General features: G+C 62.4%; 15 protein-coding genes. 8 read left to right on the forward strand and 7 right to left on the reverse strand.

Going from position 1 to position 15,825, the window contains the following annotated elements:
- Positions 1-15: 15 nt before the first annotated feature.
- Positions 16-855, reverse strand: coding sequence for an oxidoreductase (locus tag QTL96_RS23860; protein ID WP_289729458.1), 840 nt, complete (start codon positions 853-855; stop codon positions 16-18).
- Positions 856-962: 107 nt separating this feature from the next.
- On the opposite strand from QTL96_RS23860, the gene QTL96_RS23865 reads away from it, so the two are divergent.
- The gene (locus tag QTL96_RS23865; RefSeq protein ID WP_289729459.1) at positions 963-1,868 is read left to right on the forward strand and encodes a LysR family transcriptional regulator; all 906 of its coding nucleotides are present in this window, start codon (positions 963-965) and stop codon (positions 1,866-1,868) included.
- Here QTL96_RS23865 and QTL96_RS23870 read toward each other — a convergent pair.
- Positions 1,859-2,455 carry a glutathione S-transferase family protein gene (locus tag QTL96_RS23870; protein ID WP_018898719.1) on the reverse strand — a complete coding sequence of 199 codons (597 nt, stop codon included), beginning with the start codon at positions 2,453-2,455 and terminating at the stop codon, positions 1,859-1,861. The genes QTL96_RS23865 and QTL96_RS23870 overlap by 10 nt on opposite strands.
- Positions 2,456-2,528: 73 nt before the next feature.
- Positions 2,529-3,401 carry a 23S rRNA (adenine(2030)-N(6))-methyltransferase RlmJ gene (locus QTL96_RS23875; RefSeq protein WP_289729460.1) on the reverse strand — a complete coding sequence of 291 codons (873 nt, stop codon included), beginning with the start codon at positions 3,399-3,401 and terminating at the stop codon, positions 2,529-2,531.
- 16 nt (positions 3,402-3,417) lie between these two features.
- On the opposite strand from QTL96_RS23875, the gene QTL96_RS23880 reads away from it, so the two are divergent.
- From QTL96_RS23880 to QTL96_RS23890, 3 genes are all read left to right on the forward strand, one after another.
- Positions 3,418-5,622, forward strand: coding sequence for a molybdopterin oxidoreductase family protein (locus QTL96_RS23880; RefSeq protein ID WP_289729461.1), 2,205 nt, complete (start codon positions 3,418-3,420; stop codon positions 5,620-5,622).
- Positions 5,619-6,218 carry an NUDIX domain-containing protein gene (locus tag QTL96_RS23885; RefSeq protein WP_289729462.1) on the forward strand — a complete coding sequence of 200 codons (600 nt, stop codon included), beginning with the start codon at positions 5,619-5,621 and terminating at the stop codon, positions 6,216-6,218. The genes QTL96_RS23880 and QTL96_RS23885 overlap by 4 nt, the downstream gene beginning before the upstream one ends.
- Positions 6,219-6,294: 76 nt before the next feature.
- On the forward strand, positions 6,295-7,458 hold the full coding sequence (locus tag QTL96_RS23890) for an alpha-D-ribose 1-methylphosphonate 5-triphosphate diphosphatase (protein WP_289729463.1): 1,164 nt from the start codon (positions 6,295-6,297) through the stop codon (positions 7,456-7,458).
- 13 nt (positions 7,459-7,471) lie between these two features.
- On the opposite strand, the gene QTL96_RS23895 is transcribed toward QTL96_RS23890, so the two are convergent.
- The 4 genes from QTL96_RS23895 to purM form a co-directional block, all read right to left on the reverse strand.
- The gene (locus QTL96_RS23895; protein ID WP_289729464.1) at positions 7,472-7,873 is read right to left on the reverse strand and encodes a type II toxin-antitoxin system VapC family toxin; all 402 of its coding nucleotides are present in this window, start codon (positions 7,871-7,873) and stop codon (positions 7,472-7,474) included.
- Complete coding sequence (locus QTL96_RS23900; protein ID WP_289729465.1) at positions 7,873-8,106, reverse strand: type II toxin-antitoxin system prevent-host-death family antitoxin; 234 nt, start codon at positions 8,104-8,106, stop codon at positions 7,873-7,875. Before QTL96_RS23900 ends, QTL96_RS23895 begins: the two co-directional genes overlap by 1 nt.
- 71 nt (positions 8,107-8,177) lie before the next feature.
- On the reverse strand, positions 8,178-8,837 hold the full coding sequence (purN, locus tag QTL96_RS23905) for a phosphoribosylglycinamide formyltransferase (protein ID WP_289729466.1): 660 nt from the start codon (positions 8,835-8,837) through the stop codon (positions 8,178-8,180).
- Positions 8,834-9,907 (reverse strand): phosphoribosylformylglycinamidine cyclo-ligase, encoded by a 1,074-nt coding sequence (gene purM, locus QTL96_RS23910; RefSeq protein ID WP_289729467.1) that lies wholly within the window; start codon positions 9,905-9,907, stop codon positions 8,834-8,836. The genes purN and purM overlap by 4 nt, the downstream gene beginning before the upstream one ends.
- A 245-nt stretch (positions 9,908-10,152) precedes the next feature.
- On the opposite strand from purM, the gene QTL96_RS23915 reads away from it, so the two are divergent.
- The 4 genes from QTL96_RS23915 (at position 10,153) to ppx (ending at position 15,792) form a co-directional block, all read left to right on the forward strand.
- Positions 10,153-11,274, forward strand: a complete 1,122-nt coding sequence (locus QTL96_RS23915; protein WP_289729468.1) for an AI-2E family transporter — start codon at positions 10,153-10,155, stop codon at positions 11,272-11,274.
- Positions 11,271-11,984, forward strand: a complete 714-nt coding sequence (gene hdaA / locus QTL96_RS23920) for a DnaA regulatory inactivator HdaA (RefSeq protein WP_047513239.1) — start codon at positions 11,271-11,273, stop codon at positions 11,982-11,984. Before QTL96_RS23915 ends, hdaA begins: the two co-directional genes overlap by 4 nt.
- Before the next feature lie 67 nt (positions 11,985-12,051).
- On the forward strand, positions 12,052-14,256 hold the full coding sequence (locus QTL96_RS23925) for an RNA degradosome polyphosphate kinase (protein ID WP_047513236.1): 2,205 nt from the start codon (positions 12,052-12,054) through the stop codon (positions 14,254-14,256).
- 12 nt (positions 14,257-14,268) lie between these two features.
- Positions 14,269-15,792, forward strand: a complete 1,524-nt coding sequence (gene ppx, locus QTL96_RS23930; RefSeq protein ID WP_289729469.1) for an exopolyphosphatase — start codon at positions 14,269-14,271, stop codon at positions 15,790-15,792.
- Positions 15,793-15,825: the final 33 nt, after the last annotated feature.

The raw sequence follows: 15,825 nt of genomic DNA on the forward strand, positions 1-15,825 counted from the left end.
GTTTGGTGGGGACCGTCATTCCCCCTTGGGAAAGTCCGTCGACACCGCGAGTTCCCGCCATGCGGCCAGTTCCTCGGCAACGCTTGCGTTCTTCTTCTCGATCGCAGCCACTGTGTCGCTGCCGAAGGGCATGCGCAGCGGCGGATTGTCGGAATGCGCCAGCGTGATCATCGCCTTGGCGAAGCGGGCAGGGTCGCCTGGCTGCTGGTGGTTATGGCTGGCGGCAAAGTCTCGCATCGCGCCGACGGGTGTCTCGGCGTAGTCGGCGATCGAGCTTGGGCTGACCGACAGCGAGGTTTCGTCGAGGAAGTCGGTGCGGAAGAAGCCGGGCTCGACGACCGTCGCCTTGATGCCCAGCGGCGCGACCTCGGCGGCAAGCGCTTCCGTCAGTCCTTCGACCGCGAACTTGGTCGAGCAATAGACGCCCCAGCCGGCATGTGAGACATAGCCGCCGATCGACGAGATGTTGAGGATATGGCCGGAACGCTGGCGGCGCATATGCGGCAGCACCGCGCGCGTCACCTTAAGCAGGCCGAAGACGTTGGCCGCGTAGAGCTTCTCGATCTCGTCGTTGGTTGCTTCCTCGACTGCACCGAGCAGGCCGAAGCCGGCATTGTTGAGCAGGATGTCGATCCGGCCGAAGCGCTTGACGGCCTGCTCGGCGGCGGCGTGCGCCGAGGCTTCATCCGTCACATCAAGCGCGACCGTCAACAGATTCGAATGATTCTGGAATTTTTCCTGCAGACCTTTCGGATTGCGCGCCGTGGCGACGACCGCATCGCCGGCATTGAGAGCTTCCTGGGTGATAAGGGCGCCGAAACCGCGCGACGCACCAGTGATGAACCAAACACGCATGACGTTTTCCTTTCGGGTTGTGATTTGCTGACACCCCGAAACTAGCCTATGCACATAAGTGAGAGAATTTACCTTCTACTCCATGGGCTAGTGAGAAATACTCATCAATGAAGCGTGTGCGCTCCACCGACCTTGCCATTTTCCTGGCGATCGCCAATCACCGAAGCTTTCGCAAGGCCGCCGTCGAGCTCGCCGTCACGCCTTCGGCGCTGAGCCACGCGCTGAGAGCGATCGAGGAGCGGCTGGAAGTCCGCCTCGTCAACCGCACCACTCGTGGCGTGGCGCTGACGGAGGCAGGCGAGCGCCTTTTCGACCGCATCCGCCCGGCCTTCCTCGATATCGACGCCGCGCTGGATGATCTCGACACATTCAGCGGCCAGCCCTACGGCAAGCTGCGCATCAACGCGCCACGCGCTGCAGCCAAGCTCGTGCTGCTGCCGATCGTCTCGCGCTTCTTGAAAGCTCATCCATCCGTCGAGGTCGATATCGTCATCGACGATGCGCTTATCGATATGGTCTCGTCAGGCTTCGATGCCGGCATACGCTTCGGCGAAAGCATCGCGGCGGATATGATCGCGATCCCGATCGGTCCACGCCACAGCTTCGCGGTCGTCGGCACGCCGGGCTATTTCGAGGGCAGGGGCAGGCCGCAGACGCCGCATGATCTGAAAGACCACGTCTGCATCCGGTTCCGCTTTGCCGGCGGCGCCTTCTATCATTGGGAGTTCGAGCGCGGCGGTATCGAAGTGGAGATCGAGGTGCGGGGCCCGCTAACTCTGGGCGACCAAGACATCATGCGCGACGCGGTGTTGCAGGGCGACGGGCTGGGCTATCTGTTCGAGGATCAGGTGCGTGACGAGATCGAGAGTGGCAAATTGGTGCGGGTTCTTGAGGATTGGTGCCCCTATTATCCGGGCTTCTTCCTCTACTATCCGAGCCGCCGGCAGCTGCCGACGGCGTTACGCGCCTTCATCGATTTCGTGAAAGCGGAGCGCGATCGCGCTCAGCCCTGAGGCTTGAGCTCCGCGTAGGCGGGGAATTTCTTCTCGAAGGTCCGGAGCCAGCCGATCAGCTCTGAGTGCTCGGCCTCCCACTGGCCATGGAAACGCAGGTCGAGATAGCCGAGCGTTGCCGCCAGCGCGAAGTGGCCGCCATGCAGCTTCTTGCCGATCTTCGGCAGGTGGACACTCAGGTGATTGAGGCCGCTCACGACCTTCTTCCACTGCCGGTCGATCCAGGGCTGGTGGATCTTCTCCTCGTCGCGGAACCGGCGTTCGTAGACGATGGCGAGCAGGCAATCGCAGATGCCGTCGCAAAGCGCCTCAAGCACTTCGGCTTCCGTCCGCTTGCCGTTCTTCGACGGATAGAGCTGCTTGCCCTTGAGGCGACCGAAATAGTGCATGATCGCGACGCTGTCGAAGACCGAAACGCCGTCATCCGTCAGCACGGTCGGGATCTTTCCGAGCGGATTGTTGTCGACGAGGATCGCCGGCCCGGCATTGGTATCGACGCGGATCTCGGTCGCGTCGAGTTCGAGATAGCGCGCGGCCATCCGGACCTTGCTGGAATAGGGGGAGGCGGGCGCGCAAAGGATCTTCATCGTCGGTCTCTTTCAAAATGCCTGGCAACGGACTTGGAATGTGGCCGGACTATTTCGCGCCGCAAAGAGTCGGTCAATCCTCTTTCACGGCCTTGTTCTCGCCGCGCAGCCAGAACGCCCGGTGCGAGGCATAGCGGTCCTGCGCCATGTGATCCTTCAGCGCCGGCAGCAGCTGGTGCAGCTCGTCCTTCAGCGTAAAGGGCGGGTTGACGATGATGAGCCCCGAGCCGGTCAGTCCGGTCACCATCCCCCGGTCGCTGCGCACGGTGAGCTCGGCGCAGAGTGTCTTCGGAATATCGAGCGCCTGCAGCGCCTCATGGAATTCCTTGATCGGCGCGCCCTTCTTGATCGGATACCAGAGGCAATAGGTGCCGCCGGGAAAGCGGCGATAGGCCTTGGCGAGGCCGTCGACCAGCCTCTCATACTCGCCGCCTTCCTCGAAGGGCGGATCGACAAGCACGATGCCGCGCTTCTCCTTCGGCGGCAGATGTGCTCCGAGCGACAGCCAGCCGTCGAGCTCGGTGATGCGGGCATGATGATCGCCCTCGAACAGGCGATGCAGCCGCTGGAAATCCTCGGGATGCAGCTCCATCGCCGAGAGCCGGTCCTGCGGACGGAAGAGCATGCGCGACAGCTTCGGCGAACCGGGATAATAGCGCATGCCGCCGTCAGGATTGAGCTCGCGAATCGCGGTCAGATAGGGCTCGAGCAATTCGGCCACCTGCGGCGAAAGCTCGGCTTCCATGATCTTGCCGATCCCGTCGCGCCATTCGCCTGTTTTCTGCGCCTCTTCCGAAGAGAGGTCGTAGAGCCCGATGCCGGCATGCGTGTCGAGCACGCGAAAGCCCGCGTCCTTCTTCTGCATGTAGCGGACGAGGCGCGCGAGGACCGCGTGTTTCAGGACATCGGCAAAGTTGCCCGCATGGTAGATATGGCGGTAGTTCATTTTCGCTGATGCCTACATGAATTCGCGTGGGGGACGTCGTTTCCGGCTTTTGGCCGGTTTCCGGTTGGAATATAGAAACTCCATGAACATTGCGACCCCCATCGAAGCCAAATCCCCGAAGTCCTCCGTCCGGATCGGCCACACTGCCTGTCCGCACGACTGTCCCTCCACCTGCGCGCTGGAAGTGGAGGTCACTGATGATGGCAGGATCGGCCGCGTACGTGGCGCAAACGACCACAGCTATACCTCGGGCGTCATCTGCGCCAAGGTCGCCAGATACGCCGAGCGTCTCTACCATCCCGACCGGCTGATGCACCCGCTGCGCCGCAGGGGCGCCAAGGGGGCGGGTGAGTGGCAGCAGATTTCCTGGGACGACGCGCTGGATGAAATCGCCGAAGCCTTCGTCAAGGCCGAGGCCAAAGACGGCAGCGAGGCGATCTGGCCTTATTACTATGCCGGCACCATGGGCTGGGTGCAGCGCGACAGCATCGACCGCCTGCGCCATGCCAAACGCTATTCCGGCTTCTTCTCGTCGATCTGCACTAACCCGGCTTGGACCGGCTTCACCATGGCGACAGGGGTATTGAGAGGCCCGGACCCACGCGAAATGGCGCGCACCGATTGCGTCGTCATCTGGGGCACCAACGCGGTCGCCACCCAGGTCAATGTGATGACCCACGCGATCAAGGCGCGCAAGGAACGCGGCGCCAAGATCGTCGTGATCGATATCTACGACAGCCCGACGATGAAGCAGGCCGACCTGGCGCTGATCCTCAAGCCGGGCACCGATGCAGCACTCGCCTGCGCCGCCATGCACATCGCCTTCCGCGACAGCTATGCCGACCGCGCCTATATGGCGAAATACGCCGATGATCCCGCTGGCCTCGAAGCGCATCTGAAAACGAAGACGCCGGAATGGGCCGCCGCCATCACCGGCCTTTCGGTCGAGGAGATCGAGGCCTTCGGCAAGCTCGTCGGCACGACGAAGAAGACCTTCTTCCGCCTCGGCTATGGCTTCACCCGCCAGCGCAACGGCGCGGTCGCCATGCACGCGGCGGCCTCGGTCGCAACCGTTCTCGGCTCCTGGCAATATGAAGGCGGCGGCGCCTTCCATTCGAACAGCGACATCTTCCGCATGAACAATGCGGAACTGACCGGCAAGTCGATGAAGGATGCCGACATCCGCATGATCGACCAGTCGCAGATCGGTCGCGCCTTGACGGGCGATGCCGTGGCGCTGCGCCATCGCGGCCCCGTCACCGCCATGCTCATCCAGAACACAAACCCTGTTAATATCGCGCCCGAGCAGCGGCTGGTGAAGCGCGGTTTCGCCCGCGACGACCTCTTCGTCGCCGTCCACGAGCAGTTCATGACCGATACCGCCGAGATGGCCGATATCGTCATCCCCGCCACCATGTTCGTCGAGCATGACGACATCTACCGCGCCGGCGGCCAGAACCACATCCTGCTCGGCCCCAAGCTGGTCGAGCCGCCGGAAACGGTGCGTACAAATCTCTTCGTCATCGAGGAACTCGCCAAGCGCCTCGGCGTGGCCGATCGCCCGGGTTTCGGCTTCACGGCGCGCGAGATGATCGACCGCGTTCTCCAGTCTAGCGAACTGCCCGGCTACGACCATTTCCTAGAACACAAATGGTTCGACCGTCAGCCTGATTTCGACGACGCGCATTTCATCAACGGCTTCGCCCACGCCGACGGCCGCTTCCACTTTCGTCCAGACTGGCGCAATCAGCCGGCGCCGAACCGCCCGCCGGAGGCAGTCGGGCTGCTCGGCCCTTATCCGGAGCTGCCGCAGTTCCCGGATCAGGTCGACGTTATCGAAGTGGCCGATGCAGAGCACCCGTTCCGCCTCGCCACATCGCCCGCCCGCAACTTCCTGAACTCCAGCTTCGCCGAGACCAAGACCTCGCGGCAGAAGGAAGGGCGGCCGGAGCTGATGATCAATCCCGTTGATGCGGAAGCCCAAGACATTGCCCACGGCGATCTCGTCCAAGTCGGCAACGCCAGAGGCGAGGTGCGCCTGCACGCCAAGCTGACGATCGAGGTCAAGCCGGGCGTGCTGATCGCCGAGGGCCTGTGGCCGAACAAGGCGCATGTGGATGGAGAGGGCATCAACGTTTTGACCGGCGCCGACCCCGTCGCGCCCTATGGCGGCGCTGCCGTCCACGACAACAAGGTTTGGCTTCGCAAGGATGCGGCATGACGAAATTTGAAAAGGCGAAGGCCGAGATCATCCAGGAAAGGACGCTCTCGGATGGTTGGACGCGGCTCAGCACCTACGAGATCGATTACACCAACTCCGACGGCGAAACGCACCGCATCCATCGCGAGATCTACCACCGCACCCCGGCCGCGACGATCCTGCTGCACGACCCCAAGCGCGACACCGTCGTCCTCGTCCGCCAGTTCCGTCTGCCCGTCTATCTTCACGGCGAGCCGGCCTGGATACTGGAGACGCCCGCCGGCCTGCTCGATGGCGACGAGCCCGAGGCGGCCATCCGCCGCGAAGCCATCGAGGAAACCGGCTTCCGCGTCCGCGACGTGCGCTTCCTGTTCAAGGCCTACAGCTCGCCCGGCGCCAACGCCGAGCTCGTCCACTTCTTCGCGGCCTCGATCGACACCGAAGACCGCGTCTCCGAAGGCGGTGGCTTGGCCGAGGAGCACGAGGATATCGAAGTCGTCGAAATCCCGCTCGACGAGGCGGTGCAGATGATCGCCAGCGGCGAGATCATCGACTTCAAGACGATCATTCTGCTGCAATGGGCGGCCCTGAACAGAGCTGCCTTGAATAAGCCCTGAGACGTTCATTCGCATGTCATGAATCGGGGCTATCGGCTCCGGCTTGTCATAATTGCCTGATATGAGGAGAAAGCCGATGTGGCTCAGCAATTTCACGATCGTTCTGCCGGATGAGGTCGTGAACAACGGCTCGGTTCGCATCGAGGATGGCGTTATCGCCGAGATCCGCCCTGAGACGGTCGCCAATGCCGCAATCGATGGCGAAGGCCGCCTGTTGATGCCAGGGTTCGTCGATCTCCACGGCGACATGATCGAGCGCGAGATCGCGCCGCGCCCCAACGCGATGATGCCGATCGGCTTTTCCATCCACGAACTCGACAAGAAGCTCGCCGCCCATGGCGTGACGACGGCCTATGCCGCCGTCTCCTTCGCGACCGAAAGTGTCTACGGCCATGTCCGCTCGCTGGAAACCACCTGCGCGGTCATCGAGGGCGTCAGCCGCTTCAAGGATGATCTCCTGATCGATCACCGCGTTCACGCGCGCTACGAGATCACCAATGTCGGCGCGGCCCCTGCGCTCGAAAAGCTGCTGGATGCCGGCCATGTCGACATGGTCTCTCTGACCGATCATACGCCGGGGCAGGGCCAGTATAACGACATTCAGAGCTATATCCTGAGCATGGCCGAGCGCCGTGCCATCTCCGAGGAAATGGCAGCCGAGATGGTCGCCAAGCGCATCGCCATGCGTGACAATCCCGAGATCGAGACCAGGCTTCGCCAGATCGTAGACCTGTCGCTGCGCCACAAGCTGTCGCTCGCCTCGCATGACGACGACAGCGCCGAGAAGGTTGCTGAGATGCATGCGATGGGCGTCACGATCAGCGAGTTCCCGGTAACGTTGCCGGCAGCCGAGGAAGCGCGCCGCCGTGGCCTCTGGACGCTGATGGGCGCGCCGAATGCGCTGCGCGGCCAGTCGATGTCGGGCAATCTGAGCGCTCTCGATGCCGCCCGCGCCGGCGTCCTTTCCGTCATCGCCGCCGACTACCATCCGGCCGCCTTCGTGCCCGGCATCTTCAAGATCGCCGAGGCCACCAGCCTGCCGACCGCCGTTGCCATGGCAACGAAGAACGCAGCGCGCTCCGCAGGCCTTACCGACCGCGGCGAAATCGCCATCGGCCAGCGCGCCGACCTCGTGGTCGTGGAAGCCGGCGACATCCACCGCATCCGCGCCACCTTCCGCGGCGGCCGCTTCGTTTATAGCGACGGTACGCTGCATCAGCCGCGGGCGATTGCGGCGTAACGATTAGGTCAATTCAGCGGAGCAGCGGCACGCCTTGATGGGTCGCTGCTCCCATCAGCTTCTTGTCCACGGTGACAAGCGGCAGCTCCAAGTCGATAGCAAGCGCTAAATAGGCCGCATCATAGGCCGACAGCTGATGGCGTTCGGCCAGATCGAAAACGGTCACACTATCGGTAATAGTTCGGGTGACGAGTGGAAGTTGAGTAAGACGCGATAGAGAAAGTCTTGCCTCGTCGCGTGACAATCGTCTTCGGCGACATGAGGTGAGCAACACGTTGCGCATTTCGTGCCAAAACAGGTCTGGCACGTAGGCGCCCTCATGCGCCACACGCCTCAAGATATCATCGGCAGCCTGGTTGGCTTCATCTGGAAGAAACCAGGCAAGCGCAAGCGACGCATCGACCACAAATGTCATCAGCGCCGTCCGATTTGCTTCCACTCGGCTATTTCGGCCTGCGTCACCGGTTTGCGACCGGCACGCTCGCGAATGATGGCGTCGACAAGTTCCTGGTTTTGACGTGGCGCGTTGACGGCCGCCATCCTCGCCACCGGCAAACCATCGCGCAGGATAACGATCTCCTCGCCAGCTTCGACCTTGGCAAGGAGTTCGGGAAGGCTTGCTTCATCGATGTTGACTGTAATGGTCATGGCGTCGCTCCGTGGGCCACGCACATGATGATCCGCATCATCTCGCCGGTCAATCGCCGGCCAATCGCTTGTCAGGCGGAGATAACGGCACCGGTTGCGGTGGCATCGGACGCATCGGCCGTTCTAACAGCCTTGCCACCGTCCATCCGCACCTTGCCCTCGGCGAACAGCCTCAGCGCTTGCGGATAAATCTTGTGCTCGACCGTCAACACACGTGCTGCAAGCGTATCAGCGGTGTCGTCGGAGAGTACCGGCACGGCGGCCTGGCCGATGACCGGACCTTCATCCATGCCCTCGGTGACGAAATGCACCGTGCAGCCGGCGATCCGCATGCCGGCGTCGATGGCGCGCTGGTGCGTGTGCAGGCCGGGGAATAGCGGCAGCAGGGAAGGGTGGATGTTGATCATCTTTCCCTCGTAGCGCTGGATAAACGTCCCGCTCAGCAGACGCATATAGCCCGCAAGGCAGAGAAAGTCGGGCGACAGCGCGTCGAGAGCGGCGAAGATCGCTTCCTCGTGCGCTTCCTTGCTGGCGTAGTCCTTGCGCGGAAAGGCGAAGGTCGCGATGCCCTCGGCTGATGCCTTGGCAAGCCCGCCAGCATCCGGCTTGTCGGAGATCACGCCGACGATTTCGGCCGGGAAGTCCGGAGCCTTCGCGGCGGCGACCAGCGCCATCATGTTGGAACCGCCGCCGGAGATGAAGACGACGACGCGTTTGCGCGGAGACGTCATATGGCGAGCGTGCCCTTGTAGAGCGTGCCGTGAGCGCCCTCGGCGCGCGCAATCATCCGGCCGAGCCGCACGACGCTTTCGCCCTGGGCTTCCAGCGCCGATATGACGGTGTCGGCATTCTCGGCGGAGACGACGGCGATCATGCCGATGCCGCAGTTGAAGGTGCGCAGCATCTCGGTTGCTTCCACGCCGCCGGTCTTCGACAGCCAGGAAAACACGGCCGGAACCTTGACGGCCGCAAGATCGATCTCGGCGGCGAGGTGCTTGGGCAGAACGCGCGGAATATTCTCGGGGAAGCCGCCGCCGGTGATGTGCGCCAGCGCCTTGATCGCGCCGGTCTCACGGATGACACTGAGGAGCTGCTTCACATAGATGCGGGTCGGGGTCAGCAAGGCTTCGCCGAGCGTCTTGCCGTCCGCGAAGGGTGCCGGCGCATCCCAGGCGAGGCCGGAAATGCCGACGATCTTGCGCACCAGCGAGAAGCCGTTGGAGTGGACGCCCGAGGAGGCGAGGCCGAGGATGACGTCGCCTTCGCCGATATCACCCGAAGGCAGCAGCTTGCCGCGCTCGGCAGCACCGACGGCAAAGCCGGCCAGATCGTAATCGCCGGAGGAATACATGCCCGGCATCTCGGCGGTCTCGCCGCCGATCAGCGCACAGCCCGCGTCGCGGCAGCCGGCGGCAATGCCTTCGACGATCGCCGCACCCTGGTCCGGATCGAGCTTGCCGGTCGCAAAGTAGTCGAGGAAGAACAGCGGCTCGGCGCCCTGGACCACGAGATCGTTGACGCACATGGCGACGAGGTCAATGCCGACGGTGTCGTGATAATCTGCGTCGATCGCGATCTTCAGCTTGGTGCCGACGCCGTCATTGGCGGCAACCAGAACCGGATCGGTGAAGCCTGCGGCCTTGAGATCGAACAGGCCGCCGAAGCCGCCGATTTCGCCATCGGCGCCGGGGCGGCGGGTCGAGCGTACGGCGGGCTTGATCTTTTCGACGAGAAGGTTGCCAGCGTCGATATCCACGCCTGCATCGCTATAGGTGAGACCGTTTTTTCCGGACTGGCTCATACTGCTCTCCGATGGCTGTCGTCGGGCGGGAAATATCCCCGCGTCACATGCGGGTCGCAATTGCATGACAGGGGCCTTTATGCAAGGCGTTGCGTGGCAAAAGCCCCAATTTCCCGCTCTTTTGAACGGAGCTTCTGGGAAATTGGACGCTGGGGTTGACCATTCTCGCGGGTGCATCCTATGTGGCTCGCAGGCCGTATCGCTGCGATGCGGCAAGTACCGACGTTCGATCAGCGGAGAACATGATGCCACACCAGGTTAGCGGCGCCGGTCTGAAGCGCCAGGTTATCTTCTGGCTGTTCGTGCTTGCCGCCTTCATCGCCTTCCTATTGGTGTTCAGCTCCATCCTGCTGCCGTTCCTGGCCGGCATGGCGATCGCCTATTTCCTCGATCCGGTCGCCGACCGGCTGGAGCGGCTCGGCCTCAGCCGCCTGATGGCGACCATCGTCATCCTGATCGCCTTCGTCGTCCTGATCGTGCTGGCGCTGATGATCCTGATCCCGATCCTTGCCAGCCAGTTCGCCGATTTCGCCGGCCGCCTGCCTGGTTATATCGATCAGCTGCAGACCTTCATCGCAAAGCAGCAGAACTCGATGCTGCCGGATTGGATCAAGAACCAGCTCGGTACCATCAAGAACAATTTCTCCGAAATCCTTTCGCAGGGCTTCGGCCTGCTCACCGGGCTGTTCAGCCAGGTCTGGAGCTCCGGCCTCGCTGTCGTCAACGTGATCTCGCTGATGGTCGTGACACCAGTTGTCGCCTTCTACATGCTGCTCGATTGGGACCGCATGGTCGCCAATATCGACAAGTATATCCCCCGCGATTATGTCGCCAACGTTCATCAGATCATGAGCGAGATCGATGATGCGATCGCCGGCTTCATTCGCGGGCAGGGATCTCTCTGCCTGATCCTCGGTATCTGGTACGCGGTCGGCCTGTCGCTGGTCGGGCTGAATTTCGGCCTGTTGATCGGCCTCTTCGCCGGCATGATCAGCTTCATCCCCTATGTCGGCTCCATGGTCGGCCTGATCCTGGCGGTGGGTGTCGCGATCGTGCAGTTCTGGCCTGACTATATCTGGGTCGGCGCGGTTCTCGTGGTCTTCTTCAGCGGCCAGTTCATGGAAGGCAACATCCTGCAGCCGAAGCTCGTCGGCCATAGCGTTGGCCTGCATCCGGTCTGGCTGATGTTCGCGCTCTTTGCCTTCGGTGCGCTGTTCGGCTTCGTCGGCCTGCTGGTCGCGGTGCCGGCCGCCGCCGCTGTCGGCGTCCTTGTTCGCTTTGCGCTTTCACGGTATCTTGAGAGCGACCTGTATGCGGGCGAGGCGAAGGCCACCCCGGTACGGAAGACAAAAGCTGGCCCGAAATGACTGACGTGAAAAACGCTGACTCAAGGCGCAAGCCCGTGGAGCAGCTGCCCTTGGCCTTTTCTCATGATGCCGCGACCGGTCGTGACGATCTCCTGATCTCCGAGCGGCTGGCGGCGGCTGTCGAGATCGTCGATGCCTGGCCGAACTGGCCGTCGCCGGTCGTCATCCTTGCCGGCCCGGTCGGATCGGGCAAGTCGCACCTCGCCAACATCTGGAAGGATCACAGCGGCGCCACGATCATCCATCCGAAGGCCGGCGCGAATGCGGCGGTCGATGCAGCCAACGGCCCGGTCTTGTTTGAGGATGTCGATCGCCTCGGCTTCGACGACACCGAACTGTTTCATGTCATTAACAGCGTGCGCGAAAACGGCCACAGCCTGCTGATGACCAGCCGCCTCTGGCCGATGTCCTGGCCGGTCGAGCTGGCCGATCTGCGCTCGCGCCTGAAGGCGGCGACCGTCGTCGAGATCGGCGAGCCGGACGAGGAACTGCTGTCGCAGGTCATCGTCAAGCTCTTCGCCGACCGCCAGCTTTATATAGATGACAAACTGGTGCTCTATATTGTCGTCAGGATGGAGCGATCGTTGAACGCCGCGCAGACGATCGTCGAGCGGCTGGATCGGCTGGCGCTCTCAAGAGGCACCAAGATCACGCGCGCGCTTGCCGCTGAAGTGTTGAATGAATTGGGCAATTCCGATCCGGCTGATTGACTGTCACAGTTCCGTCGTGAAACTGATATATTCGGCTTGGCGCAATAATTGAGGGGACGATCGAACGATGGACAGTGCAGTCGCGGGAAACCAGGAAACGGCTCCCGAAACCAAGGCGAACGTTCCTCCGCTTGAAGAACTGCTCTCCAGCCCCGAGCGCTTCATCAACCGGGAATTTTCCTGGCTGCAGTTCAATCGCCGCGTTCTCGAGGAGACGCTGAACACCGAGCATCCGCTGCTAGAGCGCGTTCGCTTCCTGTCGATTTCGGCTGCCAACCTCGACGAATTCTTCATGGTGCGCGTCGCCGGTCTCGAAGGGCAGGTGCGCCAGAACATTGTTGTGCGCACGCCCGACGGCAAGACGCCGGCCGAACAGCTCGAATCCATCCTGCAGGAAATCGACAATCTGCAGATGGAGCAGCAGGCCTCGCTGGCCGTGCTGCAGCAGTACCTCGCCAAGGAAGACATCCTGATCGTGCGCCCCGGCGCGCTCAGCGAGAGCGATCGCAATTGGCTTGCGACCGAATTCGAGCAGGCGATCTTCCCAGTGCTGACGCCGCTCTCGATCGACCCCGCGCATCCGTTCCCCTTCATCCCCAATCTCGGCTTCTCGATCGGCCTGCAGCTGGTCAGCAAGAATGGCCGCGAGCCGATGACGGCGCTTCTGCGCCTGCCGCCGGCGCTCGATCGTTTCGTGCGCCTGCCCGATGACGGCAACACGATCCGCTACATCACGCTGGAGGACGTCGCCAACATCTTCATCTACCGGCTCTACCCCGGCTATGAGGTGCAGGGTTCCGGTACGTTCCGCATCATCCGTGACAGCGATATCGAAGTCGAGGAAGAAGCAGAAGATCTCGTCCGCTTCTTCGAAACCGCGCTGAAGCGCCGCCGCCGCGGTTCGGTTATCCGCCTCGAAACCGATTCCGAAATGCCGGCGTCGCTCCGCCAGTTCGTGGTGCAGGCGACCAACGTGCCCGATAACCGCGTCGCGGTTCTGCCGGGTCTGCTGGCGCTGAACACGCTGTCGGAGATCACCAAGGCGCCGCGCGACGATCTGCGCTTCCCCTCCTACAATGCGCGATTTCCCGAACGCGTCCGCGAACACGCCGGCGACTGCTTCGCCGCCATTCGCGAAAAGGACATGGTGGTTCACCACCCCTACGAGTCCTTCGATGTGGTGGTCCAGTTTCTGCTCCAGGCTGCGCGCGATCCTGACGTCCTGGCGATAAAGCAGACGCTCTACCGCACCTCCAACGACAGCCCGATCGTTCGAGCGCTGATCGACGCCGCTGAATCCGGCAAGTCGGTTACGGCGCTGGTCGAACTGAAGGCGCGTTTCGACGAAGAGGCCAACATCCGCTGGGCGCGCGACCTCGAACGCGCCGGCGTGCAGGTGGTCTTTGGCTTCATCGAATTGAAGACCCACTCGAAGATGTCGCTGGTCGTTCGCCGCGAAGAGGGCAAGCTGCGCAGCTACTGCCATCTAGGCACCGGCAACTATCACCCGATCACTGCGAAGATTTATACCGACCTGTCGTTCTTCACCTGCAATCCTGTCATTGCCCACGACATGGCCAACATCTTCAACTTCATCACCGGCTATGGCGAGCCGGAAGAGAGCATGAAGCTCGCCGTGTCGCCCTATACGCTGCGCTCGCGCATCCTTCGTCACATCAACGAAGAGATCAAGCACGCCAAGAACGGCGCGCCGGCGGCCATCTGGATGAAGATGAACTCGCTCGTCGATCCCGAAATCATCGACGCGCTCTATACGGCGAGCCACGCCGGCGTGGAGATCGATCTCGTCATCCGGGGCATCTGCTGCCTGCGCCCGCAAGTTCCCGGCCTGTCGGAAAACATCCGCGTCAAGTCGATCGTCGGCCGCTTTCTCGAGCACAGCCGCATCTTCTGCTTCGGCAATGGTCATGGCCTGCCGTCGGACAAGGCGCTCGTCTACATCGGCTCGGCCGATATGATGCCAAGAAATCTGGATCGCCGCGTCGAAACGCTGGTTCCGCTCATCAATCCGACCGTGCACGAGCAGGTTTTGTCACAGATCATGCTGGGCAACCTCATTGACAATCAACAAAGCTACGAGATATTGGCCGACGGGACGTCAAGGCGCATGGAGGTGCGCAAGGGCGAGGAGCCGTTCAACGCGCAACAGTATTTCATGACCAATCCCAGCCTTTCGGGCCGTGGTGAAGCGTTGAAATCCAGTGCGCCAAAGCTGATCGCCGGCCTTCTTTCCGGCCGCACGAAACGATAAAACTGGACCTGCATGGTTGAATCAGAAGCCCAGGGGCGCCTTCCAGGGATTGCTCCGGTCTCCGTTGTCGATATCGGGTCGAACTCGATCCGTGTGGTCATCTATGAGGGCTTGTCGAGGTCGCCCACGATCCTTTTCAACGAAAAGGTTCTCTGCGGTCTCGGTAAGGGCATAGCGCTCACAGGCAAGATGGACGAGGCCAGCGTCGAACGTGCGCTTTCCGCTCTGCATCGCTTCAAGGCGCTGTCCGATCAGGCGCGTGCGGCCACCATGTACGTGCTGGCGACGGCTGCGGCCCGCGAGGCCTCGAATGGCCCGGATTTCATCCATCGCGCCGAAACCATCCTGCAGCGCAAGGTGCGCGTTCTGTCTGGTGAAGAAGAAGCCAAGTTCTCCGCGCTCGGCATCGTCAGCGGCTTCTACACGCCGGATGGTATCGCCGGTGACCTCGGCGGCGGCTCTCTCGAGCTGATCGACATCAAGGGCAAGGAACTCGGGCAGGGCGTGACGCTGCCGCTCGGCGGCCTGCGCCTGTCGGAATATGCCGGCGGCTCGATGGAGAAAGCCCGCACCTTCGCCCGCAAGCACGTGAAGACCATCTCCAAGCTCCTGGCCAAGGGCGAGGGCCGGACGTTTTATGCAGTCGGCGGCACCTGGCGAAACATCGCCAAGCTGCACATGGAGATGACCAACTATCCGCTGCACATGATGCAGGGCTACGAGATTTCGCTCGAGCAGATGATGCTGTTTCTCGACCAGGTCGATGCCGCGAGGGACTCCAAGGATCCCGCCTGGGCCGCCGTTTCGAAATACCGCCGTGCGCTCCTTCCCTATGGCGCGATCGCCATGAAGGAAGTGCTGAGCGTCATGAAGCCCTCGGTGATATCCTTCTCCGGCCAGGGCGTGCGTGAAGGCTATCTCTACTCGCTTCTCTCCGAAAGCGAACGCCGCGCCGATCCGCTGCTGGAGGCGGCTCGCGAACTGGCAATCCTGCGCGCCCGCTCGCCCGAACATGCCCGCGAGCTCTCGGAATGGACCGGCCGGATGATGCCGTTCTTCGATATCGCAGAGACGCCGGAAGAAGCCCGCTATCGCCAGGCTGCCTGCCTGCTTGCCGATATCAGCTGGCGCGCCCATCCCGATTATCGTGGTCTTCAGGCGCTGAACATCATCGCCCACACCTCCTTCGTCGGCATCAGCCATCCCGGCCGCGCCTTCATCGCGCTCGCCAATTACTACCGCTTCGAAGGCCTGCACGATGACGGCGCGACCAGCCCGCTGGCGACGATCGCAACGCCGCAATATGTCGAGCGCGCCAAGCTCTTGGGCGGCATGCTGCGCGTGGTCTACCTGTTCTCGGCCTCGATGCCCGGCATCGTCCGCAACCTGACCTTCCGGAAGTCCAACGATCCCGATCTCGACCTCGAATTCGTGGTGCCCGCGGAGTATCGCGATTTCGCCGGCGAGCGTCTCGATGGCCGCCTGCAGCAGCTTGCCAAGCTCACGAACAAGCGCCTGGCCTTCCGCTTCGAATAGCGCTGCCGCCGCTCAATCCCATACCATAGAAAA

It is taken from the genome of Rhizobium sp. S163 (genome assembly GCF_030380805.1).
Lineage (GTDB): Bacteria > Pseudomonadota > Alphaproteobacteria > Rhizobiales > Rhizobiaceae > Rhizobium.